This is a genomic window from Bacillus sp. AFS037270 (genome assembly GCF_002585305.1).
The window spans coordinates 1-13,253 of record NZ_NUNF01000028.1 but is presented as its reverse complement, the minus strand read 5'-3'; the positions used below and the strand labels follow the sequence as shown (position 1 = coordinate 13,253).

Genomic DNA, 13,253 nt, shown 5'->3' with positions numbered 1-13,253 from the left:
ATACTCTTCTCAACTAAATCGAAGAGACTAGATGCAGTCAATCTAGCCTCTTCCACTGTGCTTACAGTGTTAATGGTGCCTGTCACCATTAACCTATTTTACGTGTTTTTAAGGTGTTCGAGTTCTTCTTTCGTCAGTGCTTCCCGCCATACAGTGGCACCGAGACCATTTAGTTTTTCAACTAAATTACTATAGCCGCGGTCAATATGTTCAAGACCGGTTACTTCCGTAATCCCTTCGGCTAACAGACCGGCAATCACAAGGGCTGCTCCGGCACGCAGGTCGCTTGCCTTCACTTTTGCTCCTTGCAGCTGTATAGGACCGTTAATGATCGCAGAACGTCCTTCCACCTTGATATTCGCGTTCATTCTTCTTAGTTCATCAATATGTTTAAAACGGGCACCATAAATCGTATCGGTGACCACGCTAGAACCTGAGACTTTTGTTAATAGAGTCGTAATTGGCTGCTGAAGATCAGTTGGAAACCCAGGATAAACAAGTGTTTTGATATCAACCGCTTTCAAATTGACCGAGCCGTCCACATACACTTGATCATCGCTAGTCTCGACACGCACGCCCATTTCTCGGAGCTTGGCAATCAATGATTCTAGATGCTGAGGAATCACGTTATCCACCAATACTCCCTCACCTGCAGCCGCTCCTAAAATCATATAGGTTCCTGCTTCGATCCGATCCGGAATAATAGTGTGCCGGCATCCATGCAAGGTTTCAACCCCATCAATTCGAATCACGTCAGTACCGGCTCCTTTTATTTTCGCGCCCATGTTCGTTAATAATGTAGCTACATCAATAATTTCCGGCTCTTTTGCCGCGTTTTCGATGATGGTCCGTCCTTTAGCTCGTACCGCCGCCAGCATAATATTAATCGTTGCCCCGACACTGACTACATCCAGGTAGATCCGGGCCCCGCGAAGTTCATCCGCACGCAAATAAATTGCGCCTTGTTCATTCGTAATTTGCGCGCCAAGTGCTTCAAAGCCTTTAATATGTTGGTCAATCGGTCTTGGGCCTAGATAGCAGCCGCCAGGCAAGCCAATAACTGCCTTCTTAAAGCGCCCGAGCATTGCCCCCATTAAATAATAGGAAGCACGAAGTTTTTTTACTTTTCCGTTTGGCAGCGGCATTGAAATCATCGTTGAAGGGTCAACCGTCATTTCCTCATCAGTCATCGAGACATTCCCGCCGATTTCCTCGAGCAAATCCTTTAAGATTTCCACATCAGAAATGTGCGGTAATCCTTCGATTGTTACGGGTGATTCCGCTAAAATCGTAGCCGGAATTAAGGCAACGGCACTATTTTTAGCTCCACTTATGCGGACTGTTCCTTTTAACGGATATCCGCCCGCAATTTTAAGTTTTTCCATTACTTGACTCCCTTCTAAGCCCACAAAGGTGTGTGAATGGCTGCCAGTACAGGACTTTTATTTTAAACACAAGCACTTCTGAAGAGCTCTAAGGACTATCAAACCGTGCTTATCCTTTATTTAAAAAGACCACTGGTACCCAGTGAGGCCGTAGGTATATTTTTCCAACACAAAAAGCCAAATTCCGACAGCTTGTCTATCATTAGTTTACACGAAAATCCTAATTTCATGTATTCATAATAAAAAAAATTATTGTGCTTTGTCCAGCAGCCGTGAGTGATTGTTTTTGTTGTGAAAAATGGAGGGAGTTTTCCAATGGAAAAATTAAGCGTTTTTGCGGTTGCTCCAGTCTTTAAGAAAGCCTTCAATTCCTTTGTCTGTTAATGGATGATGGAACAAACCGATCAATACTTTGTAAGGAATAGTTGCAATGTGTGCGCCTCTTAACGCAGCTTCTGTTACATGGATTGGATTACGGATGGAAGCAGCAATAATTTCAGTTTCTAAGCCGTGAACTGCAAAGATTTCAGCTACTTGCGTGATTAGCTCTAAGCCATTTTGTCCGATGTCATCTAGTCTGCCAAGAAATGGGGACACATAAGTCGCACCTGCTCTAGCGGCTAATAATGCTTGGTTCGCATTAAAAATCAACGTCACGTTCGTTTTGATTCCTGCTTTTGAAAAAGCATGACAAGCTTTGATGCCGTCTGGTGTCATCGGAACTTTTACAGTGATGTTTGGAGCGATGGCCGCCAATTCTTTTCCTTCACGAATCATGCCTTCTGCATCCAATGAGATAACTTCCGCACTAACAGAACCTGGAACAAGTGCCGCAATTTCTCTTATCCGGTCATGGAAAGAAACACCTTGTTCCTTTGCTACTAGAGATGGATTTGTAGTAACTCCTGATAGTAACCCAAGTTCATGGACTTCGCGGATTTCATCTAAGTTTGCTGTATCAATAAAAAATTTCATCGAATGACCCTCTCCCTTTCGACTAAATTTTCAGATTATTCTTTTCAAACATAAACCGCCCTTAGAAAGGACGGTTTTCTTTTTTAATGGTTTCGCTCAGGGAAGTCAGAACGACTTAAGCTTTGCCTGCTGAACCGAATTCGCGCATTTTGCCAATAACAGTTTCTTTGATGGCATCGCGAGCTGGGCCTAAGTATTTACGTGGATCGTATTCGTTAGGTTTTGCCGCTAATACTTCACGAACTGTTCTCGCAGAAGCAATTTGGTTTTCAGTGTTTACGTTGATTTTTGCAGTTCCAAGAGAAACAGAACGCTGGATGTCCTTTGTTGGGATTCCAGTACCACCGTGTAATACTAGTGGCATACCAGTAAGGTTGCCGATTTCTTCCATTTCTTTGAATCCAAGGTTTGGTTCACCTTTGTAAGGACCGTGTACAGAACCTAATGCAGGAGCTAAGCAGTCGATACCTGTGCGTTTAACTAACTCAACACACTCGTTAGGATCAGCATAGATAATGCTTCCAGAAACGTCGTCCTCTTGTCCGCCAACTGTTCCTAGTTCAGCTTCAACTGAAACACCTTTTGAATGAGCGTAGTCTACTACTTTTTTAGTAGTTTCAACGTTTTCTTCAAATGGGTGGTGAGAAGCGTCAATCATTACAGATGTAAAGCCAGCATCGATTGCTTCTTTACATTTTTCAAAGCTTGAACCGTGGTCAAGGTGAATAGCTACAGGAACGGTTACGTTTAAGTCTTCCATTAAGCCTTCAACCATTTTTACAACCGTTTTGAAGCCAGACATATAACGAGCAGCACCTTCAGATACACCAAGGATAACTGGTGATTTTTCTGCTTCTGCTGCCATAAGGATGGCTTGTGTAAACTCCAGGTTATTTAAGTTGAATTGCCCTACAGCGTAGCCTTCCGCTTTCGCCTTGTTAAGCATGTCTTTCATTGATACTAAAGGCATTTCTCTTCCTCCTTAAATTAGGTTGAATATCATTTTAAACAGGGTCTTCCATAAAAGGTTTTCCCTTCGATTTGCCGATTATGTATAAATCCAAAATGATATACAGCCTGTTAAAGTCATATGTATCATAACAAAAGAAATGAGGAAATGCCATAATTCTAGCATGTTTTTTGAAACTGTCACAATGAAAGCGCACCCATTGGTAATTCTACGTTTTACGGGTTTCTTTTTCGATTCTTAGTTTGTTTTTTGCGGTATATGCTTGCGAACTGCCGCACGAATATCGTCAATATCAAATGGTTTTGCAAAATGGGTTAGAGCGCCAAGGTCTTTGGCTTCTTGAATCATATCCAATTCACCATAGGCGGTCATGATGATGACGCGAATCTCTGGCTCGATAACTTTCATTCGTTTTAAAATTTCAATACCGTCCATACCCGGAATTTTCATGTCCAAGAGGACAAGATCAGGTTGATGATTTGTCACAATCTCAAGTGCTTGAACTCCATTTGCAGCCTGAAATGTTTGATACCCTTCTTTTTGAAACACTTCATTTAGCAAGATGCGAATGCCAAATTGATCGTCGACAATTAAAATTTTCTCTTTCATAAACTCCACCTCTTCCTTAGCTTACTTTTTAGACTTCTTTTACTTGTTATATTTCTACCTCTGGAAATAAATATCCTGCCTAAAGTTCCGCATTTATTTGTTATTTTACAATTGTTTTTGGTTACGCCGGAAAAAGCTTATAATAGATAGCGTACAAGGAGGGTTACTATGTTAAAAATGTTCACAACCCAATTAATGGGTATTTTTAAAAAAATAGCGGAAAAAGAAGAGTTTTCGTTTGAGGATGGTGCCCGCCTGCTAGCTCAAGCACCAGCAGGTGACGGTTCGATTTATATTTGGGGTTCGCAAGAAATGAAGGCTGTGGAATACGAAGCATTAGAAGGCGCAGAGACGTTACGGAGTGCTAAAGTGTTGCAGCTGGATGCCGATTCAAACGGCCTCACTGATGCAGACCGTGTCCTTCTGTTTTCCCGTTTTTCAAATGACAGCGCAGCGCTTGAGCTTGCACATATGCTCCGTGAAAAAATGATCCCCTTTGTGGCGGTTTCAACTGTGACCGAGCCCTCTGATGAGGATGTATCACAATTTGCGGATGTCCATATTGATTTGCGGTTAACAAAAGGGCTGCTTCCTGATGAGGTTGGCAACCGCTATGGTTATCCAGCTGGAATGGCCGCTTTGTTTGTCTATCACGGCCTAAAATTCACGATTGATGAGATTTTAGCGGAATATGAAGAGTAAAATAGGGCCTTGGTGGGCCCTATTTTTTTGATTGGCTGATTTTTAGAGTTGTATGGCCACTTTTTCAGCAGCAATGGCTGATTTCGGCGGGCCATTGGCTCATTTTCCAGCAAAATCTACTATTTTTCCAATTTATAACCAAAATAAAGACCAGTCCATAAACATGGAACTGGCCATAAACTAAATTATTTTTGAATAGAAGCTTTAATAAAGTCACGGAACAACGGCTGTGGACGTGTTGGTCTTGACACAAATTCCGGATGGAACTGTGACGCCACAAACCATGGGTGATCATTCAACTCAATAATTTCCACTAACCGGCCGTCAGGACTTGTCCCTGAGAAGATAAACCCGGCTGCTTCCATTTCTTGACGATAGAAATTGTTAAACTCATAACGGTGACGGTGGCGCTCATATACCACTTCATCCTCATAAGCTTCAAACGCTTTTGTCCCTTCCACAAGACGGCAAGGATAAAGACCTAAACGTAAAGTACCGCCCAAATCCTCAACATCCTTCTGCTCTGGAAGAAGGTCAATAATTGGATGTTTCGTTTCAGGCAGGAATTCTGCTGAATGTGCATCAGCATAGCCCAGTACATTGCGGGCATACTCTATAGTTGCCAGCTGCATACCTAAACAGATACCAAGGAATGGCTTTTTCTGCTCACGAGCATAGCGGGTTGCTTCAATTTTCCCTTCAATCCCACGGTCACCAAATCCGCCTGGCACAAGGACGCCATCGACATCGCTAAGAAGTTCTGCCACATTTTCACGAGTAACATCTTCAGAATTAATCCACTTAATTTCTACATCTGTATCAAATGCGTAACCGGCATGCTTCATTGCTTCCACAACCGAAATGTAGGCATCTTGAAGTTCAACATATTTACCAACAAGACCGATCCGGACTTTACCAGAAAGGTTTAGAACCCGATCCACAAGTGCTGTCCACTCCGTCATTTCCGCTGCCTGTGTATTTAACTCCAAGTGATCGCAAACAATTTGGTCCATGTTTTGATCTTGTAAGGCAAGTGGAATGGAATAAAGGGTATCTGCATCGCGGCATTCGATGACCGCTTTCGAATCAATATCACAGAACAAGGCAAGTTTATCCTTCATATCCTGAGAAACAGGGAATTCCGTTCTTACGACAATAATATTTGGCTGAATACCAAGGCTGCGCAGTTCCTTCACGCTATGCTGGGTCGGCTTCGTCTTCATTTCACCGGCTGCCTTTATGTACGGAATCAGCGTACAGTGAATGTACATCACATTTTTGCTGCCAATATCACTTTTAATTTGACGAATTGCCTCTAGGAATGGCAGTGATTCGATATCCCCAACCGTACCGCCGATTTCAGTAATCACGACATCTGCATTGGTTTCTTTGCCAGCACGGAAGCAGCGCTCTTTAATTTCATTAGTAATATGTGGAATAACCTGAACAGTTGCTCCTAAATAATCGCCGCGGCGCTCTTTTCTTAAGACAGTCGAATAGATTTTCCCTGTTGTTACGTTTGAGTACTTGTTTAAATTAATGTCGATAAAGCGCTCGTAGTGGCCAAGGTCCAAATCCGTTTCCGCACCATCGTCGGTTACGAAAACTTCACCGTGCTGGTAAGGGCTCATGGTCCCTGGGTCCACGTTAATGTACGGATCAAATTTCTGGATCGTTACATTTAAACCTCGATTTTTCAATAAACGCCCTAAAGAAGCAGCGGTAATCCCTTTTCCAAGTGATGACACAACACCACCGGTAACAAAAATATACTTTGTCATAAAATAGTCCTCCTCCATTACAGTTTGTGCATTATTCAGGTTGTTTAAGGATATTTTTTAAAAAAATTTATTTCCCTATTGCTCCAAAAACGAAAAAACTCCTTGTGTGGGAGTTTTTTTAGAAAAGCTTCAAGTGCCCTTAAACCGGCGGTAAAGCTTCCCATAAAAATAAAAAGCGCTCCTTACTCGCTGCTTGCGAGGGGAGCGCATATTAGTTATATTGATTCGTCCTTTTAAAAGGAGCCCAAAAAAGATAATACAGTTGCTTCAATAAAAAGTCAAGCCGTTTTCTAACTCCAACCAAAAGGTAAACGGCTCTGCTTTAATCAAACTTACAAGTCTTTATCTTCGTCTTCGTCAAATGGTTCTTCTTCTTCGTCTTCTTCATCTAGATCATCTTCAAGAACTTCGTCTTCATCAAGCTCAAATTCCTCATCCTCATCATCGTCAAGGACTTCATCGTCGTCGTCGAATTCATCGACATCATCAAGATCATCTAAATCGTCGTCATCGTCATCGTCAAGAAGATCGTCTTCATCATCGGCAAAGTCGTCAAGATCATCATAATCCTCATCATCGATCTCATCGAAATCTTCAAGTTCGTCTTCCTCAACAACCTTCTTCGCCTTTTTCTTCTTCGGTTTAACAGCCGTGATTACCTCTTCTTCAGCTGTATCAACCGGATACCAAACGCGAAGTCCCCAGCGGTTTTCTCCTAATGAGAGAAAACGGCCGTCAATGTTGATATCTGTATAAAATTGTGCCAGGCGAGAACGAATTTCTTCGTCCGATATATCAGCTGCTGCTTTAATCTCGTTCACTAATTCATGAAAGGAGATTGGCTGCTTGCTATTTTTTAAATATTCATAAGCCATTTCCATGAGGGAAAACTCTTTCAATTCCTCTTTTGAGTATTGTGCTAAACTCACTATTGGCACTTCCTTTCTCTATTTAACGCTCATAGCTTTTGAGTCGGTCAGGACAGTTAGGTTTCTATGTATGAAAAAAATAGTTGAATTTGGATAACTGTCTAGCTCCTGCGTGGAGATTACACACTTTCCACACTTCTAAATTTTTGCATATTCTTCATTATAAACAAATTCTTGGTGTTTATGCTAGTGCAAGCCGATAGTTTCAGTTGATTTTTTGCAGGGGGGGATTAATCCCCCTTATGGGATTTCTCGCTCTTCAGCTTTTTCATCTCTTTAATGGAAATATATAAAAAGAAGATTGCTAAGAGCAGGAATGATACCGCACCTAGTTGAAGTTCATAAAGATAGTATAATGGCCAGGCGAAAATAATTAAAATAACGATTATGTGACGACTCTTCATCTGGACACCTGCCTGTAAAAAACTTCAAAGTTGGAATGCTAGTATGATTATATAAGATAAGTGATGAATTTAATATTATTAAGCAAATATATTTTACCACAAAAATAGACAAGAGTTAAAAGGCACCATGTTCACATGGTGCCTTTCACCGTTTCTACTGTTTTCTTGTTACATATTCCGACGATACTGTCCCCCGACTTCGTATAACGCCTTTGTGATTTGCCCGAGACTTGCGGCTTTAACGGTTTCCATTAGTTCTGCGAAAATATTACCATTATTCACAGCTGCAGTCTTCAAACGATTTAAAGCAGCCGCCGTTTCGCTCGAATGGGCTTCTTGGAAGGCACGCAAATTATGAATCTGCAATTCCTTCTCCTCTTTCGATGCCCGGGCTATTTCCATATTATTCACCTCTTCCATAGACGGTGGATTCGGATTCAAATACGTATTGACGCCAATAATCGGCAGGTCCCCGGTATGCTTCTTCATTTCATAATACATCGATTCGTCCTGAATCTTTCCGCGCTGATACTGGGTCTCCATCGAACCTAGCACCCCGCCGCGGTCATTCAAGCGGTCAAACTCCTGTAGCACCGCCTCTTCCACTAAATCGGTCAGCTCTTCGACAATAAACGAACCTTGAAGTGGATTCTCATTCTTCGTTAACCCATGCTCCTTGGTAATAATCATCTGAATCGCCATCGCCCGGCGCACCGATTCTTCGGTCGGCGTCGTAATCGCCTCATCATAGGCATTTGTATGAAGGGAATTACAGTTATCATGGAGCGCCATTAACGCCTGCAGTGTCGTCCGGATATCATTAAAGTCGATTTCCTGGGCATGCAGCGACCGCCCTGAGGTCTGAACATGATACTTCAGCTTTTGACTGCGCTCATTCGCCCCATATTTATCCCGCATCACTGTTGCCCAAATCCTTCGTGCCACCCGGCCAATCACCGTGTACTCGGGATCCAAACCATTCGAGAAAAAGAACGACAGATTTGGCGCAAAATCATCAATCTTCATGCCGCGGCTCAAATAATACTCCACATACGTAAAGCCGTTCGAGAGCGTAAACGCCAGCTGCGATATTGGATTAGCGCCCGCTTCAGCAATATGATAACCGCTAATCGACACAGAATAATAATTGCGGACTTGATGGTCAATGAAATATTGCTGAATATCACCCATCATCCGAAGTGCAAACTCTGTTGAAAAAATACACGTATTCTGTCCTTGATCTTCTTTTAAGATATCCGCCTGTACCGTCCCACGCACCGTCCGCAGTGTATAGGCGCGAACCTCAGCGAACTCCTCTACCGTCAAGCACCTACCAAGCTCTGCTTCCTTCTTCTGGACCTGCTGATCAATTGCCGTATTCATAAACATCGCTAAAATAATCGGCGCCGGTCCATTAATTGTCATCGAAACGGATGTTGACGGATGACACAAATCAAAGCCGGCATACAGCTTTTTCATATCATCTAACGTACAAACACTGACCCCGCTCTCTCCGACCTTTCCAAATATATCGGGACGATAATCAGGGTCTTCCCCGTACAGTGTCACCGAATCAAATGCCGTACTTAAACGCTTCGCCGCATCATCCTTTGACAGATAATGAAAGCGGCGGTTCGTCCGTTCCGGTGTCCCTTCACCGGCAAACTGGCGTTTAGGATCCTCACCTTCACGCTTAAAAGGAAACACCCCAGCCGTATACGGGAACGATCCTGGGATATTCTCCCTGTAGACCCAGCGCAAAATCTCCCCGTAATCTTTATACTTAGGCAAAACCACTTTGGGAATATCAAGGCCTGATAAACTTTTCGATTTTAACACCGTGATAATCTCTTTATCTCGAATGCGCGTAACAAATTTATCCCCCGAATAAGCTGCCTTAGTCTGTTCCCACGACGCAATAATTTTCCGGGATTCCGGCGTCAACTGCGACTCTGTTTCCTGCTTAACTGCCTCTAAAGCAGCGACAACTTCAGGCTGGTCTTGAACCGCGGTAATCGCACCCTCAAGCTGAAATAATTTCCGGGCAATATTGGCCTGGGCTTCGGCCTTGCGGTGGTAGCCGCGCACCGCCTCGGTGATCTCTCGTAAATAATAACGCCGGTCCGTAGGAATGATCACATTTTGCTTTTCAGGAACAGCAGCTTTGCTAAACGAAGTCACCCAATCGGTTCCTGCTTTTTCATTGATCACTTCCACTAGCGCCGCGAACAAGGCATTCGTCCCCGGGTCATTAAACTGACTGGCAATTGTGCCGTATACCGGCATTTCGTCCAGTTCTTTTTCAAACAGCATATGGTTGCGCTGGTACTGCTTCTGCACCTGGCGCTTCGCATCCTCTGAGCCCTTGCGTTCAAATTTATTGATGACAATCAAGTCGGCAAAGTCGAGCATATCGATTTTTTCCAGCTGTGATGGCGCTCCAAACTCACTCGTCATCACATACATCGACACATCACAGACCTCAGTGATTTCTGCATCTCCCTGCCCGATGCCGCTCGTTTCAACAATCACAAGATCAAATCCCGCCGCCTTTGTGACCACGACCGCATCCTTAATCGCGAGCGATAATTCATTTTTTGAAGACCGTGTTGCGAGACTGCGCATATACACATTCGGTGAGAAAATTGCGTTCATACGGATTCGGTCGCCCAGCAGCGCGCCGCCCGTTTTTTGTTTGGTCGGGTCAACGGAAAGAATCGCCACCTTCTTCCCAGGAAACTCATTAATAAAACGGCGAATCAACTCATCGGTCAGTGAACTTTTTCCGGCACCGCCCGTACCCGTGATCCCGACAACAGGAATCCCCTTCTCGAGTGACTTCACCTGTTCAAGCACCTGTTCAGCTGTAGCCGCAGCCTCATTCCTTTTATCCACATGAAGCTCTGCTAAGGTGATCAGCTTGGCAATAACATTAACGTCACCTGTCGGCAGTTTGGCAATCTGCTCGCCCACATCAGGAGTCAGCGTCGAAAAATCACATTCCTGGATCATCAGGTCAATCATCCCCTGCAGCCCAAGCGTCCGCCCGTCCTCCGGCGAAAACAGCCGGGCAATCCCGTAGGCATGCAGCTCATCCAATTCCCGCGGGATAATTACGCCGCCCCCGCCGCCATAAATCCGAATATGAGGTGCACCCTTTTCCTTTAACAAGTCATACATGTATTTAAAGTACTCGACGTGCCCGCCTTGATATGACGAAATTGCAATACCCTGGACATCTTCCTGAATGGCCGCGTTGACAACCTCCTCGACCGAACGATTGTGGCCAAGGTGAATCACCTCCGCCCCGCTCGCCTGCAGAATCCGTCTCATAATATTAATTGAAGCATCATGACCGTCAAACAGGCTCGACGCCGTCACAAAGCGGATATGATGCCGTGGCTGATAGTTCCCCATTGTGCTCCCCCTTTTGGAAAAATGAACCTACTCTAGCGCTCGATTTTGATTAACCATTTTCCGGAACTGTTACGGCACCCGAGACCCCGGTTTGGATGCCTGCTAATAAGACCTCCGTTTGCATTGCAATATACTCCTCAAGCGTAAACAGCTTTCTTAACGCCCAGCGGCGAAATCCCCACATTTGCCCCTGAACGAAAATGTTATGGGCGACGAGTTCAATCTGTTTTTGTGTTAATCTCAATTCCCCGTTCTCGACACAGCGGGTCAACAGCTCCTCAAACATCGCGACCATTTCCATTTCCTTTTTAAGTACATATGGCAGGGCGTCCTTGGAAAGTGACTTCACTTCCTGATACATGACAAGCACTTCGGCTTGCATTTCATCCATGACCTGAAAAAAGTCGGCGATTCCAAGCTTCAAGCTTTCCAATGTCCCTTTTTCTACAGCCAAATCTTCTTGAAGCCGTTCACTGACATGATCATAGATACTGTCACAAACAAGGTAAAGGACGTCCTCTTTTGTCCGAATGTATTCATAGAGTGTGCCGATGCTAAACCCGGCTGCTTTGGCGATTTCCCTCGTGGTTGTCCGGTGAAACCCCTTTTGTTTAAAAAGTGCTACCGCCCCTTTAATCATCTGATCGCGCCTTTTTTGTACAAGACGCTCATCTTTGACAGAGGCCTGAACTTCTCTTTTTTTCATCCCCTGTTACCGCCTTTATTTTGTTATCATTCTCGAAATCACGAGACGTTGAATTTCCTGTGTACCTTCATAAATCTGCGTAATTTTCGCATCGCGCATGAAGCGTTCAACTGGATAGTCTTTTGTATAGCCATAACCGCCAAACACTTGAACCGCTTCCGTCGTCACCTTCATCGCCGTATCGCCGGCAAATAGTTTCGACATCGCCGACTCTTTCCCGTACGGTAAGCCATTCGACTCGAGCCAGGCCGCTTGATAGGTTAATAGTCTTGCCGCTTCAATATTGGTCGCCATATCGGCCAGTTTAAACGAGATGCCTTGGTTGGCGACAATCGGCTTGCCAAATTGCTGGCGTTCACGTGCATAGTCGACGGCTGCATCAAGAGCGCCTTGAGCAATACCAACGGCTTGAGCAGCGATGCCATTGCGGCCGCCATCAAGCGTCATCATTGCGATTTTAAAGCCATCACCTTCTTCGCCCAGACGGTTTTTTATAGGAACCTTGCAATCTTCAAAAATAATTTCTGTTGTCGGCGAGGAACGGATCCCCAATTTCTTTTCTTTTTTACCAACTGAAAAGCCTGGGAAGTCGCTTTCGATAATGAAGGCGGTTGTTCCTTTTTGCTTGTTGGCTGGGTCGGTTAAGGCAAAGACCACATAGATGTCGGCCACGCCGCCATTCGTAATGAAAATTTTTGAACCGTTTAAGATATAGTGATCGCCCTCTAGGCGGGCGGTTGTTCTCATTCCGCCGGCATCTGAACCACTGCCAGGCTCTGTTAGGCCGTAAGCACCGATTTTTGTACCTTCTGCCATTGGACGGAGATAGGTTTGCTTTTGCTCCTCGCTGCCAAATTTATAGATTGGCCAGCCAGCAAGTGAGGTGTGTGCGGATAATAGCACCCCTGTTGACGCATCAACGCGGGAAAGCTCCTCAACAGCGATACAATAGGCAAGAAAATCGCTGCCAATCCCGCCGTACTCTTCTGGCCAGGGAATCCCTGTTAAGCCCAACTCCGCCATTTTGTCAAAAATCTCTCGGTCGAAGCGCTCTTCTTCATCACGCTCTGCTGCTGTCGGTGCCACCTCGTTGCGCGCAAAATCCCGAACCATTTTACGAATCATTTCATGCTCTTCAGACAATTTAAATTGCATTTTAATGCCTCCTCTCCCCGTTTGGGGCTGATTCTTTGGCTTTATTAACAAAATTTTTGATATATTAACAAAAAGTGCGGACATATTAAAAAATTTTTGGTTTTATTAACAAATAAAACGACTAAATTAACAAATTTTTGTATATATTAACATTTCACACCCAAATCATAGATGTTTACTAATCACAATCCGCTGAATCTCACTCGTGCCCTCATAAATC

11 protein-coding genes are annotated in these 13,253 nt (G+C 44.2%); 1 reads left to right on the top strand and 10 read right to left on the bottom strand.

All coding sequences use genetic code 11. The annotated features are described in order from the left end of the window. Positions 1-98 precede the first annotated feature (98 nt). The 4 genes from COD92_RS13900 to COD92_RS13885 all read right to left on the bottom strand — a co-directional run bounded on the left by COD92_RS13900 (position 99) and on the right by COD92_RS13885 (position 3,939). Positions 99-1,385: a UDP-N-acetylglucosamine 1-carboxyvinyltransferase gene (locus COD92_RS13900; protein ID WP_098996416.1), complete on the bottom strand. Its 1,287-nt coding sequence runs from the start codon at positions 1,383-1,385 to the stop codon at positions 99-101. 324 nt (positions 1,386-1,709) lie between these two features. Then, positions 1,710-2,360: a fructose-6-phosphate aldolase gene (fsa, locus tag COD92_RS13895; RefSeq protein ID WP_098527750.1), complete on the bottom strand. Its 651-nt coding sequence runs from the start codon at positions 2,358-2,360 to the stop codon at positions 1,710-1,712. 115 nt (positions 2,361-2,475) lie between these two features. Continuing rightward, complete coding sequence (locus COD92_RS13890) at positions 2,476-3,330, bottom strand: class II fructose-bisphosphate aldolase (protein ID WP_098527749.1); 855 nt, start codon at positions 3,328-3,330, stop codon at positions 2,476-2,478. Positions 3,331-3,567: 237 nt separating this feature from the next. Beyond that, positions 3,568-3,939, bottom strand: coding sequence for a response regulator (locus tag COD92_RS13885; protein ID WP_098527748.1), 372 nt, complete (start codon positions 3,937-3,939; stop codon positions 3,568-3,570). A gap of 168 nt (positions 3,940-4,107) precedes the next feature. Between COD92_RS13885 and COD92_RS13880 the strand changes: the two genes are divergently transcribed. Continuing rightward, positions 4,108-4,641, top strand: coding sequence for a DUF2529 domain-containing protein (locus tag COD92_RS13880; RefSeq protein WP_098527747.1), 534 nt, complete (start codon positions 4,108-4,110; stop codon positions 4,639-4,641). A 185-nt stretch (positions 4,642-4,826) separates the two neighbouring features. Here COD92_RS13880 and COD92_RS13875 read toward each other — a convergent pair whose 3' ends face one another. The 6 genes from COD92_RS13875 to COD92_RS13855 form a co-directional block, all read right to left on the bottom strand. Beyond that, positions 4,827-6,422 (bottom strand): CTP synthase, encoded by a 1,596-nt coding sequence (locus tag COD92_RS13875; protein ID WP_098527746.1) that lies wholly within the window; start codon positions 6,420-6,422, stop codon positions 4,827-4,829. 332 nt (positions 6,423-6,754) lie between these two features. After that, complete coding sequence (gene rpoE / locus COD92_RS13870) at positions 6,755-7,351, bottom strand: DNA-directed RNA polymerase subunit delta (RefSeq protein WP_098527745.1); 597 nt, start codon at positions 7,349-7,351, stop codon at positions 6,755-6,757. Positions 7,352-7,581: 230 nt separating this feature from the next. Next, positions 7,582-7,755, bottom strand: a complete 174-nt coding sequence (locus tag COD92_RS31960; protein ID WP_176541053.1) for a hypothetical protein — start codon at positions 7,753-7,755, stop codon at positions 7,582-7,584. Positions 7,756-7,923: 168 nt separating this feature from the next. Further along, positions 7,924-11,172: a fused isobutyryl-CoA mutase/GTPase IcmF gene (gene icmF, locus COD92_RS13865; RefSeq protein ID WP_098996415.1), complete on the bottom strand. Its 3,249-nt coding sequence runs from the start codon at positions 11,170-11,172 to the stop codon at positions 7,924-7,926. 49 nt (positions 11,173-11,221) lie between these two features. Then, on the bottom strand, positions 11,222-11,878 hold the full coding sequence (locus tag COD92_RS13860; protein WP_098527743.1) for a TetR/AcrR family transcriptional regulator: 657 nt from the start codon (positions 11,876-11,878) through the stop codon (positions 11,222-11,224). 15 nt (positions 11,879-11,893) lie between these two features. Beyond that, positions 11,894-13,033: an acyl-CoA dehydrogenase gene (locus COD92_RS13855; RefSeq protein ID WP_098527742.1), complete on the bottom strand. Its 1,140-nt coding sequence runs from the start codon at positions 13,031-13,033 to the stop codon at positions 11,894-11,896. Positions 13,034-13,253 lie beyond the last annotated feature (220 nt).